22 protein-coding genes are annotated in these 22,691 nt (G+C 72.3%); 4 read left to right on the top strand and 18 right to left on the bottom strand.

Annotated elements, in window-relative coordinates; translation table 11 throughout:
* Positions 1-10 precede the first annotated feature (10 nt).
* The 12 genes from ABT106_RS00290 to proS form a co-directional block, all read right to left on the bottom strand.
* Positions 11-559: an NUDIX hydrolase gene (locus ABT106_RS00290; protein ID WP_351270043.1), complete on the bottom strand. Its 549-nt coding sequence runs from the start codon at positions 557-559 to the stop codon at positions 11-13.
* Entirely contained in the window at positions 549-1,331 is a 783-nt protein-coding gene (lepB, locus tag ABT106_RS00285; protein ID WP_351270040.1) for a signal peptidase I, read from the bottom strand. The genes ABT106_RS00290 and lepB (ABT106_RS00285) overlap by 11 nt, the downstream gene beginning before the upstream one ends.
* Positions 1,332-1,374: 43 nt before the next feature.
* A complete protein-coding gene (lepB, locus tag ABT106_RS00280) occupies positions 1,375-2,271 on the bottom strand; it encodes a signal peptidase I (RefSeq protein ID WP_502979123.1) in 897 nt (298 codons plus the stop codon).
* A gap of 112 nt (positions 2,272-2,383) precedes the next feature.
* Positions 2,384-3,238 (bottom strand): signal peptidase I, encoded by an 855-nt coding sequence (gene lepB / locus ABT106_RS00275; protein WP_502979122.1) that lies wholly within the window; start codon positions 3,236-3,238, stop codon positions 2,384-2,386.
* Entirely contained in the window at positions 3,231-3,953 is a 723-nt protein-coding gene (lepB, locus tag ABT106_RS00270; protein WP_351270034.1) for a signal peptidase I, read from the bottom strand. The genes lepB (ABT106_RS00275) and lepB (ABT106_RS00270) overlap by 8 nt, the downstream gene beginning before the upstream one ends.
* 44 nt (positions 3,954-3,997) lie before the next feature.
* A complete protein-coding gene (gene rplS, locus ABT106_RS00265) occupies positions 3,998-4,348 on the bottom strand; it encodes a 50S ribosomal protein L19 (protein ID WP_267717586.1) in 351 nt (116 codons plus the stop codon).
* 133 nt (positions 4,349-4,481) lie between these two features.
* Complete coding sequence (trmD, locus tag ABT106_RS00260) at positions 4,482-5,303, bottom strand: tRNA (guanosine(37)-N1)-methyltransferase TrmD (RefSeq protein ID WP_351270031.1); 822 nt, start codon at positions 5,301-5,303, stop codon at positions 4,482-4,484.
* Positions 5,303-5,854, bottom strand: a complete 552-nt coding sequence (rimM, locus tag ABT106_RS00255; RefSeq protein WP_267717589.1) for a ribosome maturation factor RimM — start codon at positions 5,852-5,854, stop codon at positions 5,303-5,305. Before rimM ends, trmD begins: the two co-directional genes overlap by 1 nt.
* Before the next feature lie 93 nt (positions 5,855-5,947).
* Complete coding sequence (locus ABT106_RS00250) at positions 5,948-6,187, bottom strand: RNA-binding protein (protein WP_150517622.1); 240 nt, start codon at positions 6,185-6,187, stop codon at positions 5,948-5,950.
* A gap of 2 nt (positions 6,188-6,189) precedes the next feature.
* Entirely contained in the window at positions 6,190-6,630 is a 441-nt protein-coding gene (gene rpsP, locus ABT106_RS00245) for a 30S ribosomal protein S16 (RefSeq protein ID WP_267717590.1), read from the bottom strand.
* Positions 6,631-6,798: 168 nt separating this feature from the next.
* Entirely contained in the window at positions 6,799-7,395 is a 597-nt protein-coding gene (locus tag ABT106_RS00240; protein ID WP_351270027.1) for a hypothetical protein, read from the bottom strand.
* A gap of 203 nt (positions 7,396-7,598) precedes the next feature.
* Positions 7,599-9,011 (bottom strand): proline--tRNA ligase, encoded by a 1,413-nt coding sequence (gene proS, locus ABT106_RS00235; RefSeq protein ID WP_351270025.1) that lies wholly within the window; start codon positions 9,009-9,011, stop codon positions 7,599-7,601.
* 130 nt (positions 9,012-9,141) lie between these two features.
* On the opposite strand from proS, the gene ABT106_RS00230 reads away from it, so the two are divergent.
* A complete protein-coding gene (locus ABT106_RS00230; protein WP_351270023.1) occupies positions 9,142-9,861 on the top strand; it encodes a class I SAM-dependent methyltransferase in 720 nt (239 codons plus the stop codon).
* 116 nt (positions 9,862-9,977) lie between these two features.
* On the opposite strand, the gene ffh is transcribed toward ABT106_RS00230, so the two are convergent.
* From ffh to nsdA, 5 genes are all read right to left on the bottom strand, one after another.
* Complete coding sequence (ffh, locus tag ABT106_RS00225) at positions 9,978-11,549, bottom strand: signal recognition particle protein (protein ID WP_351270021.1); 1,572 nt, start codon at positions 11,547-11,549, stop codon at positions 9,978-9,980.
* Between the two features lie 152 nt (positions 11,550-11,701).
* On the bottom strand, positions 11,702-14,131 hold the full coding sequence (locus ABT106_RS00220; RefSeq protein WP_351270018.1) for a [protein-PII] uridylyltransferase: 2,430 nt from the start codon (positions 14,129-14,131) through the stop codon (positions 11,702-11,704).
* A 17-nt stretch (positions 14,132-14,148) separates the two neighbouring features.
* Entirely contained in the window at positions 14,149-14,487 is a 339-nt protein-coding gene (locus ABT106_RS00215) for a P-II family nitrogen regulator (protein ID WP_267717597.1), read from the bottom strand.
* Positions 14,484-15,824: an ammonium transporter gene (locus ABT106_RS00210; RefSeq protein ID WP_351270015.1), complete on the bottom strand. Its 1,341-nt coding sequence runs from the start codon at positions 15,822-15,824 to the stop codon at positions 14,484-14,486. The genes ABT106_RS00215 and ABT106_RS00210 overlap by 4 nt, the downstream gene beginning before the upstream one ends.
* 312 nt (positions 15,825-16,136) lie before the next feature.
* Positions 16,137-17,627 carry a transcriptional repressor NsdA gene (nsdA, locus tag ABT106_RS00205; protein WP_351270012.1) on the bottom strand — a complete coding sequence of 497 codons (1,491 nt, stop codon included), beginning with the start codon at positions 17,625-17,627 and terminating at the stop codon, positions 16,137-16,139.
* 407 nt (positions 17,628-18,034) lie between these two features.
* Here nsdA and ABT106_RS00200 point away from each other — a divergent pair, with 407 nt between their 5' ends.
* Positions 18,035-18,703 carry a bifunctional DNA primase/polymerase gene (locus ABT106_RS00200; protein ID WP_351270009.1) on the top strand — a complete coding sequence of 223 codons (669 nt, stop codon included), beginning with the start codon at positions 18,035-18,037 and terminating at the stop codon, positions 18,701-18,703.
* Positions 18,704-18,800: 97 nt separating this feature from the next.
* Here ABT106_RS00200 and ftsY read toward each other — a convergent pair whose 3' ends face one another.
* Complete coding sequence (gene ftsY / locus ABT106_RS00195) at positions 18,801-20,024, bottom strand: signal recognition particle-docking protein FtsY (RefSeq protein ID WP_351270007.1); 1,224 nt, start codon at positions 20,022-20,024, stop codon at positions 18,801-18,803.
* 143 nt (positions 20,025-20,167) lie between these two features.
* Between ftsY and ABT106_RS00190 the strand changes: the two genes are divergently transcribed.
* Both ABT106_RS00190 and ABT106_RS00185 read left to right on the top strand, forming a co-directional pair.
* A complete protein-coding gene (locus tag ABT106_RS00190) occupies positions 20,168-21,631 on the top strand; it encodes a cytosine permease (protein ID WP_351270004.1) in 1,464 nt (487 codons plus the stop codon).
* A 63-nt stretch (positions 21,632-21,694) separates the two neighbouring features.
* Complete coding sequence (locus ABT106_RS00185) at positions 21,695-22,681, top strand: LLM class flavin-dependent oxidoreductase (RefSeq protein WP_351270001.1); 987 nt, start codon at positions 21,695-21,697, stop codon at positions 22,679-22,681.
* Positions 22,682-22,691 lie beyond the last annotated feature (10 nt).

Raw genomic sequence — 22,691 nt, 5'->3', positions numbered from 1 at the left:
ATGTTCCCCTTCAGCCGTGCGTCCCCCTATTGTGCGCCAGGCCCCCGCGCCCCCGAACGATTTCCGGGGCCAGGACCACCGGCGCACCCGGAGGACCGTCGTCGAGCAGCGTACGGAGCAGCTCGGCGAGTCTGGTCGGGTACACCGTCTCACGTGCCGAGAGCAGTTCCCCGGAGGTCCACCACCTCGCTCCGGTGACGCTGCGCCGCTCGAGTTCGGTGAGCCCGCCCATCGCGGTCACGGTCTGGGCGGTACGGGCCAGGAAGTACCACTCGTCCTGCTCCCAGCGGCGTCCGTCGAAGGGGAAGGAGCAGTACCGGCGCCACAGCACCGGTCCCAGCTCCACCTGTGTGATCCCCGTCTCCTCCGCCAGCTCCCGCAGTGCGGCCTCCTCGTGGCTCTCCGCCCCCTCCAGGCCGCCGCCCGGGGTGAACCACCAGGTCTCGGCCGGGTCGGCCGGTTCGAAGCCGTGCAGCAGCAGGATCCGGTCCGCGGGGTCCAGCAGGACCACCCGCGCGACCCGGCGCACCCCGGGGCCGGCCGCCGGGTCAGCCTGCATCGGCCCGCTCCCGGCGCCGCCCGCGTCCCAGGACCCGTACGAGGGGCCCGTACGCGGCCCCCAGCACCACCAGTACGGCTCCGGCGGCCACCGCCGCCACCTGGAGCGGCAGCGGCCCGGGCCGGGACACGCCGCCGGGCAGCGCCTCGTACGTCCTCGGCCGCTCCAGCATGCCCGCGGAGGGCCAGGCCAGCGCGTCGACCCGGGCGTTGACCCCCGACCGCGGCACGGTGCCCTGCCCGGCCTCCTGGAGGTGGGACCGGGAGTCCAGCGAGGCGCTCCGCCGGTCGCCCAGCAGGAAGAGGTTCCCCTCGGGCACCGTGACCTCGAAGGGGATGCCGCCGGGCGCGGGCTGCCCGGGCGGCAGGGCCGTACCGGGGTCCGGCCGGGTGTCGTCGACGTAGGGCTCGTCCAGGGCCGTGCCGTTCACGGTCAGCTCGCCGGCCGCGCCACAGCACTTCACGGTGTCGCCGCCGATGCCGACGACCCGCTTGACCATGGGCAGGTCGCTCCACGCGGTGTCGGTGAAGACGACCACGTCCCCGCGGCGCACCTCATCGCCCCCGATGCGCTGGGCCAGCACCCGGTCCCCGGGCCGCACCGTGGGCATCATCGAATCGGTCGGCACGGTGTAGGGCCGGTAGACGACCGCCCCCCACACGAAGCCGCCGAGGAAGAGCGCGAAGCCGACGGCCACGGCGATCCCCGACAGCACGTTGCCGAGACCACCGTGGCCGTTGCCGCCACCGCGTATTGCTTGTGTTCCGCCCATTGCAGCGCCCCCACCCTCGGAGATCGTCGACCTGGGCGGCACCTTACCGGTCGGTACGACCGCTGGTCAGCCTCCGGCGCCGCCACATCACGAGCGGCACCGCGCCGGTGAGCCCCAGCGCGGCCGGGGCGATCCCGGCCGGGGCCAGCCCGGAGGCGCCGAGGCCGAGCGCGACGGCGGCGGCCTGGTTGCCGATGCCCGGCTGGTCGAAGGTGTCCGGGACCGGCAGCGTGGACCAGCGGGTGATCGGCCACGCGACCACGACGGCCCGCCCGACGACCTTGTCGACCGGCACGAAGCCCTTGGTGGAGTCCTGCATGTGGTAGCGGGAGTCCTGGGAGTTCTGCCGGTGGTCGCCCATCACCCAGATCTTGCCCTCGGGCACGGTGATCGGGCCGAACGGCATGTCGTCGCACGGGGTGTTGCCGGGGAAGATGTACGGCTCGTCCAGCTCCTTGCCGTTGACGACGACCGGTCCCCCCTTCTTGCACTCGATCGTGTCCCCGCCGATGGCGATGGTCCGCTTGATCAGGTCCTTCTCCTCCGCGGAGGGCATCAGACCGATCCAGCTGAGCGCCTTCTGCGCGATGTTGGGCTCCGGGGTGGGCTCTCCGGACAGCCAGGCCGCCGGGTCGTGGAACACCACGACCTCACCGCGCTCGGGCTCGGAGCCGAACCACGGGGTCAGCTTGTCCACCAGCACCCGGTCGCCCCGCTGCAGGGTGTCCTGCATGGAGTCGGACGGGATGGAGAACGCCTGCACGAGGAAGGTCTTGATCAGGAGGGCCAGCAGCAGGGCGATGCCGATGAGGAGCGGGAGCTCCTTCCAGAACGAGCGGTGCGGATGCGCCGCGGCCCCGCCGTCCTCGGCCTCGCGCTCGACGGCGTCGTCCGGCCGCTCCTCGCCCTCGTCGCGTCCGGATCGTGCGCCTACCGCCACATCCCCCACATCCACTCCTCACTCGGAAATCGCCGCCCGCCGGTTTCAGACACGGGCCCTCCCCTCCCCTAACGAGCGGGAGTTCCCTAAGGCGCGGGAGACCGAGGACACACTATGCGAACGGCGTGCCCCGTCCGCGCCCACGACGGCCGCGTCCCCCGCGGCGCGCCTGATCCGGCACCGTGCGGAAGGTCGCGGGCTGTTCCAGCCTGCGCCAGTGTCCGATGGGCCAGGCGATCACGACGGCCTCGCCGACGACGCCGTTCTCGTCGATGGTGCCCTCGAATGCCTCGTCGAGGTGGAAGCGGGAATCCGCCGACCTGGCCCGGTGGTCGCCCATCACGAACAGCCGCCCCGCCGGCACCCGCACCTCGAAACGGATCTCGGAGGGGGCGTTGCCCGGGTTCACGTACGGCTCATCGAGCGGCGCGCCGTTGACGGTGACCCGGCCCCGGCCGTCGCAGCACGCGACGGTGTCCCCGCCGACGCCGATGACGCGCTTGATCAGGTCCTGCTCGTCGGCCGAGGGCAGCAGGCCGATGAAGGTCAGGGTCTGCTTGACCTGCTTGACCCCGACGGGGTCCTGGGCGGGCCGGGCCGCATCGCCCTGGAGCCATCCGCCCGGGTCCTTGAACACGACGACGTCCCCGCGCTGCACGGCGGAGCCGAACCAGGGGGTGAGCTTGTCCACCAGCACCCGGTCGCCGATCCGGATGGTCTGCTCCATCGAGCCGGACGGGATGAAGAACGCCTGCACCAGGAAGGTCTTGAGCACCAGGGCTATGCACAGCGCCACGACCACGAGCAGCGGCAGTTCGCCGGCCCGGCGGGTACGGCGGCGCCGCCGTACGCGGCGGGCCAGCCGGCGCCGCTGGGCGCGGCCGCCCTCCGCCGCGGCGGGCTCGGGCTCCGGCTCGGGGGGCGGTTCGGGTTCCCGGTCGCGTCTGGAGCGCCCCCGGCTACCCACGGCCGCCGCCCGCGGAACCCCAGCGGGTCACCGGCCAGCCGATCCAGTCGGCCCGCCCGATCACGTTCTCCACCGGCACCATCCCCCCGCCCGGTTGCCCCAGGTGGTCCCGGGAGTCCCGGGACTGGGAACGATGATCCCCCATCACCCACAGGGTCCCCAGGGGGACCACGATCCGGAAGGGCACCTGTGAGGGCGCGTCGCCGGGATACAGGTAGGGCTCGTCCAGCGGGACCCCGTTGACCCGCATCCGCCCGTCGGCGCCGCAGCACACCACGTCGTCACCGCCGACTCCCACCACCCGCTTCACGAAGTCGGAGTCCGAGGGCTCGGCGAGTCCGAGCGCGGACGCCGCGCCGTGCAGGGCCTCGCCGACCGGGTTGTCCTCGGGCCGCTCCGGCACGAAGGAGCCCGTGCCGTCGAAGACCACGAGGTCCCCGCGGCGCGGCCCGTCGCCGAAGCGGTACGCCAGCTTGTTGACCAGGACCCGGTCCCCGACCTCGAGCGTCGGCTCCATGGAGCGGCTCGGGATCAGGAAGGGCTGCACCACGAAATTGCTGACCAGCAGCAGAAGGACGGTGCAGGTCACACCCAGCGCGGCGGCCCGACGCCACGAGTACGGCCGGCGGCCCCGGGAGAACGCAGAACGCGGCCGCTCCTCCCCCTCGCCGGGGGAAGAGTGGCCGCGCTGCGTGTGAGGTGCCTCGGTGTCCATCGAGAGGGAGCCTATCCGGCCGCCCCCGGACCCCGGAGGGGACCTCAGTGGTCGCGCTTCTCCTTGATCTTCGCGGCCTTGCCGCGGAGCTCACGGAGGAAGTACAGCTTGGCGCGGCGGACGTCACCGCGGCTGACGAGCTCGATCTTCTCGAAGATCGGGGAGTGGACCGGGAAGGTACGCTCCACGCCGACGCTGAAGGAGACCTTGCGGACCGTGAAGGTCTCGGAGACGCCGGCGCCCTGACGGCGGATGACTACGCCCTTGAACTGCTGGATACGGGAGCGGTTGCCCTCGATCACGCGGACGTGGACGTTGACCGTGTCACCCGGGCGGAAGGCCGGGAGGTCCGAGCGGAGCGCGGCGGCGTTGACGCCATCGAGCAGGTGAGACATGTTCTTCGTCTGCTTTCTTCGCACGACGCCACAGGTCGCCGGTGCGGGTTTCCGGAGAGAATTCGGGAGCCGTGTCACCCTGCAGACGACGGTCCCCCTGTGGCAGGGGCGTCCACGAGCACACAGCAGCCGCCTATTCTTCCACGGCCTGCGGCCTGAGCCAAAATCGTCCGTCGCCGGACGGTTTCCAGCCCAGGATGGAGAGGATCTCGCGGTCCTTCTTGTCGAACGCGGCGGCCTCGCAGCGCTCGATCAGGTCCGGACGGTTGCCCGCGGTCCGCCGGAGGGCCTCGTCCCGCCGCCAGCGGGCGATCTTCCCGTGGTGGCCGCTGACCAGCACGCCCGGGATCTCCCGGCCGCGCCACTCGGGGGGCTTGGTGTAGACGGGCCCCTCCAGCAGGTTCGCCATCTCGCCGGGCGCGAAGGAGTCGTCCCGGTGCGACTCGGCGTTTCCGAGCACGCCGGGCAGCAGCCGCGCCACCGCCTCGGTGATCACCAGGACGGCGGCCTCGCCGCCCGCCAGCACGTAGTCGCCGATGGACACCTCGTACACCGGAATCCGCGTCGCGTACTCGTCCATCACCCGGCGGTCGATGCCCTCGTAACGGGCCGGCGTGAAGACCAGCCAGGGCCGCTCGGAGAGTTCGACGGCCAGTTCCTGGGTGAACGGGCGGCCGCTGGGCGTGGGCACGACCAGGACCGGTCCGCGCGCCCCGGACTCGTAGCCGTCGGCCAGCGCCGCGTCCAGGGCCTCGCCCCACGGCTCGGTCTTCATGACCATGCCGGGACCGCCGCCGTACGGGGTGTCGTCGACGGTGTTGTGCCGGTCGTACGTCCAGTCGCGCAGGTCGTGGACGTGCACGTCGAGCTGGCCGCGGGCGCGGGCCTTGCCGACGAGCGAGACGTTCAGCGGCTCCAGGTACTCGGGGAAGATCGTGACGACGTCGAGACGCATCAGGCTTCTTCCCCGGCGTCGCGCGCCGAGGCGACCTCCGCCCGGTCGTCGATCAGCCCGGGCGGCGGCGTGATGACGCAGCGCTGCTCCTCCAGGTCGATCTCGGCGACGATCTCCTCGACGAAGGGGATCATCACCTCGGTGCCGTCGGGCCGCTCGACGATGAAGAGGTCCTGCGAGGGCAGGTGGGAGATCTCGGTGATCCGGCCCACCTCGGTGCCGTCGGCGAGGACCACGTCGAGGTCCATCAGCTGGTGGTCGTAGTACTCGTCGGGCTCCTCCGGCAGCTCCGCCGGGTCCACCTCGGCGATCAGCAGGATGTTGCGCAGCGCCTCGGCGCCGGTGCGGTCCTTGACGCCGGCGAAGCGCAGCAGCAGCCGGCCGCTGTGCACCCGGCCCGTCTCGATGGTCAGCGGTCCCGCCGACGCCGGGTCGGTCCGCAGGACGGCGCCCGGGCCGAGCCGCTGCTCGGGCTCGTCGGTACGCACCTCGACGGTGACCTCGCCCTTGATCCCGTGGGCGCGGCCGATCCGCGCGACTACCAGCTCCACTGTGCTCTCCTGTTCAGACGACGACGGGCCGGGGCGGGCACGTATGCCCTCCCCGGCCCGTGCCGGTGATTCAATCTTGCGATGGACGCGGTCTCAGCGGACCTGGTCCACATCGACGAGGTCGACACGGATGCCTCGCCCGCCGATGGCGCCCACGACGGTACGCAGCGCACGTGCGGTGCGGCCGTTGCGGCCGATCACCTTCCCGAGGTCGTCCGGGTGGACCCGGACCTCGAGCACCTGTCCGCGGCGCAGATCGCGCGAGGCGACCTGCACGTCGTCGGGGTTGTCCACAATGCCCTTCACGAGGTGCTCAAGAGCCTCCTCGAGCATGATCAGGCCTCGGTCGACTCGGCGGTGGCCTCAGCCTCGTCCGCCTTCTTGTCGGCCTTCTTCGCCTTCTGGGTGATGGCGTCGCCCTTGCCCTCGCCGATGCCCTCGAGGGCCTTGGCGAACTCGTCGAAGGTGCGGCGCTTGCTCTCCTTGGTCTCCGGCTGCAGCAGCGGCGCGGGGGCCGGAAGGCCCTTGTGCGCCTGCCAGTCACCGGTCAGCTTCAGGATGGCGAGCACAGCCTCGGTGGGCTGGGCGCCGACGGACAGCCAGTACTGCGCACGCTCGGCGTTGACCTCGATGCGCGACGGGTTGTACGTCGGGTGGTAGATACCGATCTCTTCGATCGCGCGACCGTCACGGCGGGTGCGGGCGTCGGCGACGACGATGCGGTAGTGCGGCTGGCGAATCTTGCCGAGGCGCTTGAGCTTGATCTTGACTGCCACTGGAGTGGTGTCTCCTGAACTTGACGTGGTTGGGCACATGAGATGCCACGTGGGGTTGCGGTACTCGGGTGCCCGATGGACGCGTCAGCCGGAGGAGAGAGGGGTCCTATGCGACTGTCGAGTACAGCTGTCCATTGTGCCATACGCCCGCGGGGGTACCGCGCGCGGTCAGGAGGCGACCGCGATCGCGACCTCGGGGATGCGGAAGGGCTTCATGCAGCCCCCGCAGACGATCGGCGCCTGGGCCAGTACGGAGGGGACGACCCGCACGTTGCGCCCGCAGTCGCAGACCGCCTTGACGCGTACCCCGCCGCCGGAGGAGCCGTGCCGGGCGGCCGGTCCGCGGAAGCTGCGCTTGGTGTCGGCGGCGGTCGCGGCCGTGTGGGCCTTCAGGGCCCGCTGGAGCCGCTCCATCGTGGGCCGGTAGCGCTTCTTGGCCTCGGGATTGAGGGTGACCAGGGAGAAGCCGCTGCTGGCATGCGGCTCGTCGGAGTGGTCCAGCCCCATCTCCTCGGCGATCGCGAGGAATCTGCGGTTGTGGTACCGACCGGCGCGCGAGGTGTCACGGACGCCGCGGGCGGCGGCGATGCCGTGGACTGCCTCGTGCAGCAGTCGCTCGAAGGAGAGTGCGGCGCCACAGGCGGACGACGACTCTCCGATCAGGGACTCGGGCGCGGCAAGGTCAGGCAGCTCGGGGTGGTACCGCTGAATATCGGCCCACGCCTGCGCCAGCTCTGCGGCGAGAACAGGTGGTGTCGTGCTCACGTCGTATCAACGAGCCGGGGTGCCCCGGTGTTCCGATTCCGGGCCATTCCAAATTTTTTGCACGTACCAGTCAGTTCAGTCTCATGCGTCATGACGAGGACGGGTGCGCAGATCCCCGGAGGAGTCGGTACGTAACGACGACTACGCCCCGGCGCGCGGTCTGAGCCGCGCGCCGGGGCGCAGGGTCCGGATCAGGGATCCGGTCAGTACGAGCGCGCGACGATCGCGAGGGTACCGGGGGCGTCGTCCGTCTCCGGGACCGACCCGTCGGCGGCGATCAGGCAGCGGACGGAGACGGCCTGCTCGGCCAGCTTCGCCTCGCCCTCGGGACCGAGGTCCGCCCACGGGATGCGCGCCCAGCCGCCGGCGATGGCGGCCTCGGCGGCCTCCTCGATGGTGGCCACGTCCGACGTACGGGACTCGCGGCGCTCGCGGGACTCGCGCAGCAACTGCGCCTGGTCCTCCTCCAGCAGCTTGGGCAGCAGGTCGGCCAGCGCGTCGATCCGCACCGGGGTCTTTCCGCCCGGGATGCGGCGGGCCAGCATCGCGGTGCCGGCCTCCAGGTCGCGGGGGCCGATCTCGACGCGGACCGGTACGCCCTTGAGCTCCCAGTCCACGGCGCGGCGGCCGAAGGGGGTGTCGACGCGGTCGTCGACGTGCACCCGAAGGCCCGCGGCCTTCAGCTGCGCGCCCAGCTCGCGGACCTTCGCCACGGCCTCGTCGCCCTTGATCGCCATGACGACGACCTGGACGTGCGCGAGGCGCGGCGGGACCCGCAGGCCGTTGTCGTCGCCGTGCGACATGATCAGGCCGCCGACCATGCGGGTCGAGACGCCCCACGAGGTCTGCCAGACGAGTTCCTGCTTGCCTTCCTTCGACAGGTACTGCGTGTGGAAGGCCTTGGCGAAGTTGGTGCCGAGCTCGTGGCTCGTGCCCAGCTGGAGGGCCTTGCCGTCGCCCATCATGCCCTCGAGGGTGAGGGTGTTGATGGCGCCGGCGAAGCGCTCCTTGGCGGTCTTGCGGCCGAGCACGACGTCGATGCCGAGCACGTTCGTCATGAAGTCGCCGTAGACGTCGCGGTGGATCCGGGCCGCGTAGTCGCGGGCCTCCTCGTACGTGACGTGGGCGGTGTGGCCCTCCTGCCAGAGGAACTCGCTCGTACGGAGGAACACGCGCGGGCGCATCTCCCAGCGGACCACGTTGGCCCACTGGTTGATCAGCAGCGGCAGGTCACGGTAGCTCTGGATCCACTTGGAGAAGTAGTCGTTGATGATCGTCTCGGAGGTGGGCCGGACCACGACCGGCTCTTCCAGCTCCTTGCCGCCGCCGTGCGTGACGACCGCGAGCTCGGGGGCGAAGCCCTCGACGTGCTCCGCTTCCCTCGTCAGGTACGACTGCGGGATGAACAGCGGGAAGTACGCGTTCTGGGCGCCCGCGTCCTTGATGCGCGCGTCCATCTCCTGCTGCATCCGCTCCCACAGGCCGTAGCCGTACGGCCGGATGACCATGGTGCCGCGGACCGGACCGTTGTCGGCCAGCTCGGCCTTGTTGATCAGATCCTGGTACCAGCGGGGGAAATCCTCCGCCTGCGGGGTGAGAACGGGTGCCTTTGCCATGGCGCGAATGGTACGGCGCCGGGCGCACCGAGCGTGAATCGGGTGGCTCCTCCTCTGGACGCGAGGGCAAATCGGGAGTTCTCTGTCAACGGGGGCAGGGGGGCGACATGGAATCAGGAGCGCTCTTTCGATGACACCGACGCCGACGGCGACGCTCTCCGCCCGAGACTGGGCGGAGATCCAGGAACGGATGCTGGTACCGCTGTACGAGGCGGTCTACGACCGGCTGGAGGTCGGGCCGGGCGACCGGCTGCTGGACCTCGACTGCGGGGCGGGGCTTCCCCTGCTGCTGGCGGCGGGACGGGGAGCCGCGGCCACGGGCGTGGAGGCGGATCCGGCCCGGCGGGCCCTGGCGCGCGAACGGCTGCTGGAGGTGCTGGAGGACCCGCCGGCCCCGGCCTGCCCGTACGACGCCCTGCTGGCGTTCTCCCCGGACCCGGCGGCCCTGGCCGCGGCCCTGCCGGCCGTCCGGCGGGGCGGGGCGGTGGTGCTGGCCGACTGGGGCCCGGCGGAACGCTGCACGGTGCCGTCGGTCCTGGGCGGCGGTCCGGCGCCCCGCGACCTGGACGCGCTGGTGGAGCGGGCCGGGCTGCGGCCGGACGGGTCGGGGCGGGTGTTCTGCCCCTTCGGGTACGCGGACGTGGACAGCGCGGTGCGCGGGCTGCTGTCCACGGGGCTGTACCCCGTCGCGGACGACGGGGAGGCCGGGGAGAGCGCCGCGCCCTGCGGGATGGCCGACTCCTCGCTGGCGGAGAAGGAGCTGACGGAGGCCCTTCACCCGTACGAGCGGACCGACGGCGCCGTCTGGCTGCCGAACATCTTCCGGTACGTGATCGCCCGGGTGACGTGACCGGCCGGACGGCGTGACCCGGGCGGCGCGACGGCCGTCCGCACAGAAGGGCCCCGCCCGGAAACCTCCCGGGCGGGGCCCTCGTGCGGGCGGTCGGGACGACCGCGGCGCGTCCGCTACTTCATGAACTTCTTGAACTCGTCGGGAAGGTCGAAGTCCCCGCCGCCCTGGCCGCCCTCGGGGAGGCCGAAGGGGTTGCCGGCGGCCGCGGGCTCGATCGCCTGCGGTCCCTGCTCGCGGCGGGCCGCCGCGGCGGCCTCCTCTTCCCTGCGCTTCATCGGGTTGCCGCTCTTGCGCTTGCCCTTGGCCTGCTTGATCTGCTTCTTCTGCCGACCGGGGCCGCCGCCCATGCCGGGGATGCCCGGCATCCCCGGCATGCCGCCGCCCTGCGCCATGCGGGACATCATCTTGCGGGCGTCGAAGAAGCGTTCGACGAGCGACTTGACGGCGCTGACCTCGGTACCGGAGCCCTTGGCGATGCGGGCGCGGCGCGAGCCGTTGATGATCGTCGGATCCTGGCGCTCGGCCGGGGTCATCGACTTGATGATCGCGGCGGTGCGGTCCACGTCGCGCTCGTCGATGTTGTTGATCTGGTCCTTGATCTGGCCCATGCCCGGGAGCATGCCGAGCAGCTTGGAGATGGAGCCCATCTTGCGGACCTGCTCCATCTGGGCCAGGAAGTCGTCGAGCGTGAACTCCTTGGGGCCCTTGGCGAGCTTGGCCGCCATCTTCTCGGCCTCGGCCTGCGAGAAGGTCTTCTCGGCCTGCTCGATGAGGGTGAGCATGTCACCCATGTCGAGGATCCGGCCCGCCATGCGGTCCGGGTGGAAGGCGTCGAACTCGTCGAGCTTCTCGCCGTTCGAGGCAAACATGATCTGCTTGCCGGTGACGTGCGCGATGGAGAGCGCGGCGCCGCCGCGGGCGTCGCCGTCGAGCTTGGAGAGCACGACGCCGTCGAAGCCGACGCCGTCGCGGAAGGACTCCGCGGTGTTGACCGCGTCCTGTCCGATCATCGCGTCGACGACGAAGAGGATCTCGTCGGGGCTGACCGCGTCACGGATGTCGGCGGCCTGGCGCATCAGTTCGGCGTCGATGCCGAGCCGGCCGGCGGTGTCGACGATGACGATGTCGAACTGCTTCGTGCGCGCGTACTCGATGGAGTCCTTGGCGACCGCGACCGGGTCTCCGACGCCGTTGCCCGGCTCGGGCGCGTAGACGGCGACGCCCGCGCGCTCGGCCACGACCGAGAGCTGGTTGACGGCGTTGGGGCGCTGGAGGTCACACGCCACGAGGAGCGGGGAGTGGCCCTGCCCCTTCAGCCACAGGCCGAGCTTTCCGGCGAGGGTGGTCTTACCGGCGCCCTGGAGGCCGGCCAGCATGATCACGGTGGGGGCGGTCTTGGCGAACCGCAGCCGCCGGGTCTCGCCGCCGAGGATCGTCACGAGCTCGTCGTTGACGATCTTGAGGACCTGTTGGCCCGGGTTCAGGGCCTTGCTGACCTCTTCGCCGCGCGCGCGTTCCTTGACGTTCGCGATGAAGGAGCGGACGACGGGGAGGGCGACGTCGGCCTCGAGGAGCGCGATACGGATTTCCCGGGCCGCGGCGTCGATGTCAGCCTCGGACAGCCGGCCTTTGCCGCGCAGGCCCTTGAAGGTATTCGCCAAGCGGTCGGAGAGCGTATCGAACACGGTGGTCGCGATTCCTCGGGTCGGGGGCGGTGTGGTCGTCCCCCAGGGTATCGGGCCGCGCCGCCGGCCCGGCCCTTCGGGCCGCATTCCCCCGCTCCGGCCTCCCGTTCCCCCGGGCGGACCGCGGGGAACGGGAGGCCGGAGCGCGGCGGTCAGGCCAGCGCGGCCTGCACCGAACGGGCCAGGGCCGCCGCTCCCGCGGCGGGCAGGGGCTTGCCGTCGCCGTCGACCACGTACACGGTGTCCACCGCGTCGGCGCCCGGTGTCGAGACGTGGGCGCTGCGGACCCGGACGCCCGCCGCCTCCAGGGCGCGTCCGATGCGGTGCAGCAGCCCGACCGCGTCGGGGGCGCGCACCTCCAGGACCGTGGCCAGGGAGGAGACGTCCGGGACCACGGTGACCCGGGGCGGCGGGGGGACGACCCCGCGCCGCCGCGGGTAGGCCGCCTCGCGGTCGGCGAGCTTCGCCGGGACGTCCAGCGAGCCGTCCAGGGCCCGGACCAGGTCGGTGCGCAGCCGGGCGGACTCGGGCAGCGAGCCGTACTCCGCCGCGACCCGCCAGCGCAGGACGAGGACCTCCCCCAGCCGGCCGGGCAGCTCCAGGGAGCGCAGTTCGGCCGCCCGTACGGTGAGCCGGTGCAGGGCCAGGACCCCGGCCACCGCGGGGAGCACCCCGGGCTGGTCCGGGACCGCGACGACCAGCTCCACGCCGACCGCGTCGTCCTCCTCCCGGCGGGCGTGCAGGGCGAGCACGGGTTCCCCGGTGCGCAGGGCCTCGATCGCGAGGCGTTCCTGCTCCGTCGTGGGGATCTCCAGCTCCCGTACGGCGGGGGTGGCGCCCCGCAGTACGGCGGCGACCCGGGCGACGAGGTCGGCGACCAGCGATCCCCGCCAGGTGCTCCACGCGGCGGGCCCGGTGGCGAGGGCGTCCGCCTCGGTGAGGGCGTGCAGTATCTCCAGCGTGGAGGTGGACCCCACGGCCTGGGCGACCGCGCGGACGGTCGCCGGGTCGTCCAGGTCGCGCCGGGTCGCGGTGTCGATCAGCAGCAGGTGGTGGCGTACGACCGTCCCGAGCACGGCGACGTCCTCGGCCGCGAAGCCGACGCGGGCGGCGACGTCGCGGGCGATGGTCTCGCCGGCCACCGAGTGGTCCCCGGGCCAGCCCTTGCCGATGTCGTGGAGCAGGGCGGCCGTCAGCAGCAGGTCGGGGCGGCCGACGCGGCGGGTGAGCGCCGAGGCGCGCACGGCCGTCTCGATCAGGTGGCGGTCGACGGTCCAGGTGTGGACGGGGTTGCGCTGCGGGCGGCAGCGGACCCGTTCCCAGTCGGGCAGCAGCCGGGTGATCAGCCCCTCCGCCTCCATGGCCTCCCAGACGCCGACCATCGGCTCCCCCGCGCCCAGCAGCGTCAGCAGCTGTTCCCGGGCCTCGGCGGGCCACGGCACGGGCAGCGGCTTGGCCTGCGCCGCGAGCCGGCGTACGGAGTGCAGGGAGACGGGCAGGCCCGCCTGCGCGGCGGCCGCGGCGAACCGCAGCGGCAGCACCGGGTCCCGCTCGGGCCGGGCCGCCAGGGCCAGTACGGCCTCGCCGTCGGCCTCTACCACGCCCTCCGCGAGCGGCGCCCGCTCGGTGGCGGCCGGGCCGCGGGCGCCGAGCAGGCCGCGCAGCCGGGGCTTGGCCGCGCGGGCCCGCAGCACCCGGCCTACCTCGCGCCAGGTCACGTCACCGGCGTACGAGACCACGCGCGCGGCCTCGTACACCTCGCGCAGCAGCGCGTCCGCGTCGAGGAGGCCGAGGCGCCCCGCGACCTGGTCCTGTTCCTGGAGGGAGAGCCGGTCGGTGGCCCGGCCGGTCACCAGGTGCAGGGCGTCGCGGGCGTCGAGCAGGCGGCGCCGCGCTTCGCCGAGTCCCTCGCGCGGGGCGTCGGCCAGCCAGGACGCGGCCACCGCCCGCAGCGCGGTGACGTCCCGGAGGCCGCCGCGGGCCTCCTTGAGGTCGGGTTCGAGCAGGAAGCGGAGCTCCCCGGAGCGTTCGGCCCGCTCCCGGCAGAGCGCGTGCAGCTGCGGGAGCCGCTTGGCGGCCTGGTTGCGCCAGTCGGCCAGGACCGAGGTCCGTAGGCCGGCCAGCAGCCCGGCGTCACCGGCGACGGGCCGCGCGTCGAGCAGTCCCAGGTGTGCCTTCAGGTCCTCGGCGGCGGTCTTGCGGGCCTCCCCCGGGGTCCGTACCGAGTGGTCGAGGGCGAGGCCGAGGTCCCACACGGGGTACCAGATCCGGTCGGCCAGCGCGCTCAGCGCCCGCGGCTCGGCCTTGCCGTCGTGCAGCAGCACGAGGTCGAGGTCGCTGCGCGGGGAGAGCTCCCCGCGCCCGTAGCCGCCGACGGCCACCAGGGCGGCGCCCCGGACGCCCGTCTCCCGTACGGCGGTCTTGAACAGGCCGTTCAGCCAGTCGTCGGTCAGCCCGGCCAGGGCGGAACGCCGTGACGGCCCGGACCGCGACTCCTCCTGGAGGAGTCGCAGCCGGGCCGCGGCGTATCCGCCGGGTCCCGAGTCGGCCGTGTGGTCCGTTGTCTCTTCGACGCTCGTCACCCGGGAGCTCCCGTCACCTAGAGCGCGTCAGCGCCGCGCTCGCCGGTGCGGACCCGTACGACCGAGTCCACGGGGACGCTCCACACCTTGCCGTCGCCGATCTTGCCGGTCTGGGCGGCGCTCACGATGACCCGGATCAGCTCCTCGGCCTCCGCGTCGTCGACGAGCACCTCGATGCGGATCTTGGGTACGAGGTCGACCTGGTACTCGGCGCCGCGGTAGACCTCGGTGTGGCCGCGCTGGCGGCCGTAGCCGCTGGCCTCGGTGACCGTGAGCCCCTGGACTCCGAAGGCCTGGAGGGCCTCCTTGATCTCGTCCAGCTTGTGCGGCTTGACGATCGCGGTGATCAGCTTCATGCGTCAACCTTCTTGCTCGCGGCGGGGGCGGGGGCGGCGGTGTTGCGCGAGGCTGCGCCGCCGCCGGCTCCGCTGAAGTCGTAGGCGGTCTCGGCGTGCTCGACCTGGTCGATGCCGGCGACCTCGACGTCCTCGGTGACCCGCATCCCGATCGTCTTGTCGAGGAGGAAGGCGAGGACCGCGGACACCACGAGAGAGTAGGCGAGGACGGCGAAGACGCCGATGGCCTGCTTGCCGAGCTGTTCCAGTCCGCCGCCGTAGAAGAGGCCGGCCACGTCGGACTGGACGCCGCCGGTGGCGAAGAGGCCCACCAGCAGGGAGCCGGCGACACCGCCGACGAGGTGGACGCCGACCACGTCGAGGGAGTCGTCGTAGCCGAACTTGTACTTGAGGCCGACCGCCATGGCGCACAGCACACCGGCGATGGCGCCGACGGCGATCGCGCCGAGCGGGCTGACCGCGCCGCCGGAGGGGGTGATGGCGACGAGTCCGGCGACCGCGCCGGAGGCGGCGCCGAGCGTGGTGAAGGAGCCGTGGCGCAGCTTCTCGTAGGCGAGCCAGGCGAGCATGGCGGCGGCGGTGGCGACCTGGGTGTTGACGAACATGACCGCGCCGACGCCGTCGTCGTTGCCGAGCCAGGAGCCCGCGTTGAAGCCGAACCAGCCGAACCACAGGAGGCCGGCGCCGAGCATCACGAGCGGGAGGCTGTGCGGGCGCATCGGGTCCCTCTTGAAGCCGACGCGCTTGCCGATGACCAGGATCACGCCGAGGGCCGCGGCGCCGGCGTTGATGTGGACGGCGGTGCCGCCGGCGAAGTCGATGACGCCGAGCTCGAAGAGCCAGCCTCCGGCGCCCCACACCCAGTGGGCGACGGGGAAGTAGACGACCGTGACCCACAGGGCCGTGAACAGGGCCCACGCGCTGAACTTGACCCGGTCGGCGAGGGCGCCGCTGATCAGGGCGGGGGTGATGACGGCGAACATCAGCTGGAAGACGGCGAAGACGTAGACCGGGATGGTGTAGCCGTCCCACAGCTCGGTGATGCCGATGCCGCTGAGGCCCACGTAGTCGGAGTTCCAGCCGATCAGGGAGCCCGAGTCGGTGCCGAAGGCGAGGCTGAAGCCGTAGAGGACCCAGAGGATCGTGACGATCCCGAGGCTGATGAAGCTCATCATCAGCATGTTGAGACTGCTCTTGACGCGGACCATGCCTCCGTAGAAGAAGGCGAGTCCCGGGGTCATCAGCATGACCAGGGCGGAGCAGATGAGCATGAACCCGGTGTTCGCGGCAGACAGCGTCGGGGCGTCTGCCGCGAGGGTCGTGATGGCTGATGCCATCGGCGTCTCCTCGTCGTCGGTACGTTCGCGTGCGGGCGATCGTGAAAACCTGAGCGGCGTTAAGGGCTCCGGCCTGGTGGGGGCTGGCCGGTTATTGCCCTGAGATTCACGCAGGCCGGTTTCCGGCGGCGCCGCTGGGTGTTTCACGCCGATGACGAAGGCGTCCGGAGTGTTACGACGTGATGAACGCCGGTTCGGGCGGAAAACGAGACCGGCCGCGGCAGTACCCGGACGTCCTGGCTGGGGGAGCCTGATCGGGCTTCACGGGGTGAACTGCCGCGGCCGGGGCCTTGGGGGCGGCCGCGGAGGCCGTCAGACGGCCTCCGCGGCCTCGGGGAGCCGGGAGGCGAGGTGGTCGGTGAGCCGGACGATGTCGGCGACGTCGCCGTATTCACGGGCGGCGGCGTCGACGGTCTTGCGCAGGCGCGTGTTAACCCGCTCGGACCGCACCTTTCCCGCCACGTCGAGGGCCCGGCCGACGAGGACGGCGGCCTGCTCCGGCTCGCGCTGGAGCAGGTGGACGGTGGCCATGCCGACGAGGTTGAGGGCGTAGGAGCGCTGGTGCTCGTCGTCCTTCCCGAAGAGCTCGACGGCCCGCGCCATGACGGGCTCGGCGAGGGAGGCGTACGTGGGGCTGCGCCCGGCGACGTAGGCCAGATCGCGGTACGAGTGGGAGTTCTCGCCGTTCAGCTCGGCCTCGGAGAAGAAGCGGATCCAGTCGGGCTCGGGCTCGTCGCCGAAGCCGGCGTCGGAGAAGGTGTCCTCGGCCATCCGCACGGCCCGCTTGCAGCGGCTCGGCTGCCCCATGTTGGCGTAGGCGCGGGCCTCCATCGCATACAGCATGGCCTGGGTGCGGGGGCCGGCGCAGTCGCGGCTGCCGTACTGGGCGAGGTGGATGAGTTCCAGCGCGTCCTCGGGGCGCCCGAGGTGGATCATCTGGCGGCTCATGCCGGAGAGGATGTACGAGCCGAGGGGCTTGTCCCCGCCCTCCTTCGCGGCGTGCAGCGCGAGGACGAAGTACTTCTGCGCGGTGGGGTGCAGGCCGATGTCGTAGCTCATCCAGCCGGCGAGTTCGGCGAGTTCGGCGGCGACCTTGAAGAGCCGCTTCATGACCGGGGCCGGGTGGTTCTCCTGGAGCAGGTCGGTGACCTCGTGGAGCTGGCCGACGACGGCCTTGCGGCGCAGGCCGCCGCCGCACTGGGCGTCCCACTGGCGGAACATCACGGTGGTCGCGTCGAGCAGGTCGAGCTCGGGCTCGGAGAGCCGGGGCGCCCGGGGGCCGCCGGTGGAGCCCGAGGGGCCCGCCTCGCGCTGCCCGGGTTCGGCGGGCGCCACGGGGACGAGCCAGCGCTGCATGGGCTCGATGAGGGCGGGTCCGGCGGACAGGGCGAGGGAGGTCCCGAGGAAGCCGCGGCGGGCCAGCATCAGGTCGCTGCGGGAGAACTCACCGAGCAGTTCGACGGTCTGCGGGCCGGCCCACGGCAGGTCGACGCCGGAGACGGAGGGGGTCTGGTGGGCGGTGCGCAGTCCGAGCTGCTCGATGGCGACGACGGAGCCGAACCGCTCGGAGAACAGCTCGGACAGGATGCGCGGGACGGGTTCGCGGGGCTGTTCGCCGTCGAGCCAGCGGCGCACACGGGAGGTGTCGGTGCTGATGTGGTGGGCGCCCATCTGGCGGGCCCGGCGGTTGACCTGGCGGGCGAGTTCGCCTTTGGACCAGCCGCTGCGGACGAACCACGAGCTGAGCTGTTCGTTGCGCGCAGCAGACTCCTCGTTCGTTCCGCTTGCGCCGTTGCCGCTCACTGGAACGCCCCCATCCACTCACGCATCTTCCACACGAAACCCTGGCCGGGGCGGCGGATGCCGCAGGGGGCCTTCACAAGTCCTTCACACATTGCCTCCGGCATACCCACGTGGGCCCCGCCTTCGGGTCTCGTGCACAAAAAGTAATCCTACGATCACCCCTCCCGCGAGGTCGACCGTGGAAACGCCACCATTCGCCACCCCTTCGAATGAACTCGCCACCTGCCAGGCGCGATTCACTTGACACCGAGGCGGAACGGATCGGTTGGACTGGAGTGCGCCAGGGGCGCGCGCGGCGAGGAGTGCGCCGGGCGGCACCGGAGGGCATCCCGCGGCGGACCTCCGACGGCAGGTCCCGCCGACGTCGTAACCACCGGCGCGTCCGACCCGTTGGAGGGGGCATGGGCATGGGCTTCACGATCGGCGGCAGCCGAAGCACCAGGGAATTCCGTTCCGGCGCCCGGCGGCGCGGCCGGACCGCGGAGTGCACGGCGGTGGCGGAGTACACCGGGCTGTGGGGCTGGGACGCGGTCCCCGGCGCCCGCGCCGCCGCCCCCGGCCGGGACTGCTCCTGCGGCGACGCGCGGTGCGCGGCGCCCGGGGCGCACCCCCTGGCCCTGGCCCCCGTGGTCCCGGCCGGGGCCACCCTCGACGGGGTCTCGGAGACCTGGGGCGACTACCCGGGCGCGGCGGTGCTCCTCCCGGTGGGCCGTTGTTTCGACGTCATCGAGGTCTCCGAGGAGGCCGGCCGGCGCGCGCTGGTCCGGCTGGAGCGGATGGGCCTGCCGCTCGGCCCGGTCACCGCGACCCCGGACGGCCGGGCGCAGTTCTTCGTGGCCCCGGGGGCCGCCGCGGGGCTGCCGCAGCTGCTGTACCGGATGGGCTGGGACGACGCGGACCTCGACCTGCGGGCGCTGGGCCAGGGGGCCTTCGTCACGGCCCCGCCCTCCGACCGGGGCGGGCTCGGGCCGGTCGGCTGGCTCCGGCCGCCGTCGCTCGACTCCGCCGGGGACCCGCCGCAGGCCCGGCTGCTGCTCGGCACCCTGGCGTACATCTGCCACCGCTCGCGCGGCTAGTGCCGTGGGCCCCCGTACGTGACGGTGCCCCGTGATCCGGCCGGATCACGGGGCACCGTCACGTACGGGAGAGGACGCGTGCGCGAGGGGACCGCGCTCAGTCGCCGATCAGGGCGTCCACGAACGCCTCCGGCTCGAACGGGGCCAGGTCGTCCGGGCCCTCGCCGAGGCCGACGAGCTTGACCGGGACGCCCAGCTCGCGCTGGACGGCGACGACGATGCCGCCCTTGGCGGTGCCGTCGAGCTTGGTCAGCACGATGCCGGTGATGTCCACGACCTCGGCGAAGACACGGGCCTGGGTGAGGCCGTTCTGCCCGGTGGTGGCGTCCAGGACGAGCAGGATCTCGTCCAGCGGGCCGTGCTTCTCCACGACGCGCTTGACCTTGCCGAGCTCGTCCATGAGGCCGGTCTTGGTGTGCAGGCGGCCGGCGGTGTCGATGAGCACCACGTCGGCGCCCTCGGCGATGCCCTCCTTGACCGCGTCGAAGGCGATCGACGCGGGGTCGCCGCCCTCGGGTCCGCGCACGGTACGCGCCCCGACCCGGTCGCCCCAGGTCTGGAGCTGGTCGGCGGCGGCGGCGCGGAAGGTGTCGGCGGCGCCGAGCACGACGCTGCGGCCGTCGGCCACCAGGACGCGGGCGAGCTTGCCGGTGGTGGTGGTCTTGCCGGTGCCGTTCACGCCGACGACCATCACGACGGCGGGGGTGTCCACGCCGCTCTCGGTCTTCACGGCGCGGTCGAAGTCGGTGCCGACCAGGGTCAGCAGCTCCTCCTTCAGCAGGGTGCGCAGGTCCGCGGGGGTGCGGGTGCCGAGCACCTTGACCCGTGCGCGGAGCCGGTCGACCAGTTCCTGGGTGGGCACGACACCCACGTCGGCGATGAGGAGGGTCTCCTCGATCTCCTCCCAGGTGTCCTCGTCGAGGTGCTCGCGGGAGAGCAGCGTGAGCAGCCCCTTGCCCAGCGAGTTCTGCGACCGGGCGAGGCGGGCGCGCAGCCGGATCAGGCGGCCGGCGGTGGGCTCGGGCACCTCGATCTCGGGTGCGGCCGGCGCCTCGACGACGGGGTCCTCGACGGCGACCGGGGAGTCGGTGGCGGCCGCGGTGTCGGGGAGGGTGACCTCCTCGATCGTGCGGCGCGGCTCTTGCGCCGTCGGTGCGGCGTCCTCCCCCACCTGCGGTTCGGCGGGCGGGGCAGTGATGGTCGGCGTGCTCGACGGTGCCGAGGGCGGCAGCTGCTTCTTCTTGCGGCTGCTGACCACGAGCCCGCTGATCATGCCGACCGCGACCAGGGCGATGACTACAGCAAGGATGAGGATTTCCATAACGTCCCCAGTATCGGCCACGGGCGCCCCGGACCCGGGACCCGGGAGCGCCGCACCAGGACCGAATCCTCTATTTGTGGTCTTAGCGGCACATCTACGATGATGGGCGACTCCCCGCCCCATCTCCCCCACCGGAGTACCGCATGCCTGCCGAGCCCGCCGACGGTGCGATAGAGACCGCGATCGAGACCCGCGGGCTGGAGCCCGTCCCGGACGGCGAGCGCACCGGCCGGGTCCGTGAGCTCGTGCCGACGTGGGTCGCCGCCAACATCAGCGTGCTGCTGCTCACCATGGGCGCCGGCCTGGTGATCTTCAACAAGCTCAACATCTGGCAGGTGCTCGTCGTCGCGGTGGCCGCGCCGGTCGTCTCGTACGGGATCGTCGGGGTGATCTCCATCGCCGGCCGGCGCGGCGGCGCCCCGGGCATGGCCCTGTCGAGGGCGGTGTTCGGACAGCGCGGCAACCTCTTCCCGGGGGCGCTGATCTGGGTGGCCCGCTGGGGCTGGGAGACCATCAACGCCGTCAGCGGCGCCTACGCCGTGCTGACCGTTCTGGACCTGCTCTTCGGCGTCAAGAGCAGCACCGCCCTGATCGTGGTCACCCTGCTCTTCTTCGTGGGCTGCACCTTCGTGGTCTCCGGCCTGGGCATCAACGCGCTGCGCGTCTGCTCCCAGTGGTCCACGTACCTCTTCGGCACCTTCAGCGTGCTCGTGCTCGGCTACCTGGTCGCCACGACCGACTGGTCCGCCGTCTTCGGCAAGCCGGCCGGCTCCACCGCGATGATGATCGCGGGCATCGGCACCATCGCGGCCGGCGGCATCAGCTGGGTCCCGTCCGGGCCGGACTTCACCCGCTACCTGCCGCGCACGGCCTCGTCCAGGGGCGTGGTCGGTGCCACCATCGGCGGCGCCGGCGTGGTCGTCCTGCCCATGGTGCTGATGGGCGCGGTCATGGCCGTCGGCACGCCGGACCTGGCCACCGCGCAGGACCCGGTCTCGTTCATCGGCGAGCTGCTGCCGATCTGGATCGCGGTCCCGTACCTGCTCGTCGCGCTCGTCGGGATGCTGCTGATCAACTCGATGTCGATGTACTCGGCCGGGTTCACCGCGCAGACCCTCGGCATCAAGGTCCCGCGCGCCTGGGCCGTCAGCGTCAACGCCGTCATCAGCCTGGTCTTCGGTTTCCTGCTGATGGTGGTCGCGACGAGCTTCTTCGGCTCGTTCATCTCCTTCCTGACCCTGCTGGCCGTGGCGTTCTCCGCCTGGATCGGCGTCTTCGGCGTGGACATGCTGCGCCGGGAGACCTACGACGGCGCCGCCCTGCTGGACACCACGCGGACCAGCGCCTACTGGTACAAGGGCGGTTTCGCCTGGCAGGCGATGACCGCGTGGGCACTCGCCCTGGCGGTCGGCCTGCTCTTCACCTCGGTGGACTGGTTCAGCGGGCCGCTGTCCGCCACCTGGATCGGGGAGAACGGCCTCGGCTGGGTGGCCGGCATCGTGACCTCCGCCGTGCTGTACGCGGTACTGCCGCGCACGCCCGCCCCGGCCGCCGCCGCCGGAGAGCCGGCCGCGGACCGCGAGCCCGCCGGGACCCTGTCCAACTGACGCCACGTCAGCTAACGTCCCCCTTCGCCCGCCCACCCACCTCCGGCGAAGGGGGACTTCTCCATGCCCATCACCGTGGCCCGGTTCAATCTCGTCGACCCGAACGGCACCCCCGAGTCGCTCTCCGCCCGCTACAAGGCGGCGCTGGAGATGGCCCGGTACGCGGACGACCGCGGGATCGACACCGTCCAGACCGAGGAGCACCACGGCACGGCCAACAACTGGCTGCCCTCCCCCTTCGCCTTCGCGGGCGCGGTCTTCGGCGCCACCCGCCGGATCGCGGTCACCGTCTCGGCGATCATCGGCCCGCTGTACGACCCGCTGAAGGTGGCCGAGGACATCGCCGTGCTCGACCTGCTCAGCGGCGGCCGCCTGGTGACCGTCGCGGGGATCGGTTACCGGCCCGAGGAGTACGCGCAGCACGGCGTGGAGTGGGGCCGGCGCGGCCGGCTCCAGGACGAGCTGCTGGAGACGCTGCTGAAGGCGTGGACGGGGGAGCCGTTCGAGTTTCGCGGCCGTACCGTACGGGTCACCCCGCGGCCCTTCACGCGGCCGCACCCGCTGCTGCTGGTCGGCGGCAGCTCCGAGGCGGCGGCGCGGCGCGCGGCCCGGCTGGGGCTGCCGTTCTTCCCGAGCGCGCACCTGCCGGATCTGGAGGCGTACTACCGGGCGAAGCTCGCGGAGTACGGGACGGAGGGCTTCTGCATGATGCCCGCCGCCGAGACCCCGCTGCTGCACATCGCGGAGGACCCGGACCGGGTCTGGGCCGAGCACGGCGGGCACTTCCTGCACGAGGCGGGCATGTACGCGTCCTGGCAGTCCAAGGACATCCGCAGCGCCGTGCGGTCGGGCGCCCGCACGGTGGCGGAGCTGCGCGCGGAGGGCGTGTACCGCGTCCTGACCCCGGACGAGGCGGTCGCGTACGCGAAGGGGGCCGGCGAGGCGGGGAACCTGGTGCTGCACCCCTTGTGCGGCGGGATGCCGCCGGACGAGGGCTGGCGCAGCCTGCACCTGCTGTGCGAACGGGTGCTGCCCCGGCTCAAGGACTGAGCCGGGGCAG

Origin of the sequence: Streptomyces sp. NPDC002044 (genome assembly GCF_040296725.1) — a bacterium.
Classification (GTDB): Bacteria; Actinomycetota; Actinomycetes; order Streptomycetales; family Streptomycetaceae; genus Streptomyces; species Streptomyces antarcticus.
Note: the sequence above shows the minus strand (reverse complement) of the source record. Positions and strands in the feature narration are given on the sequence as shown.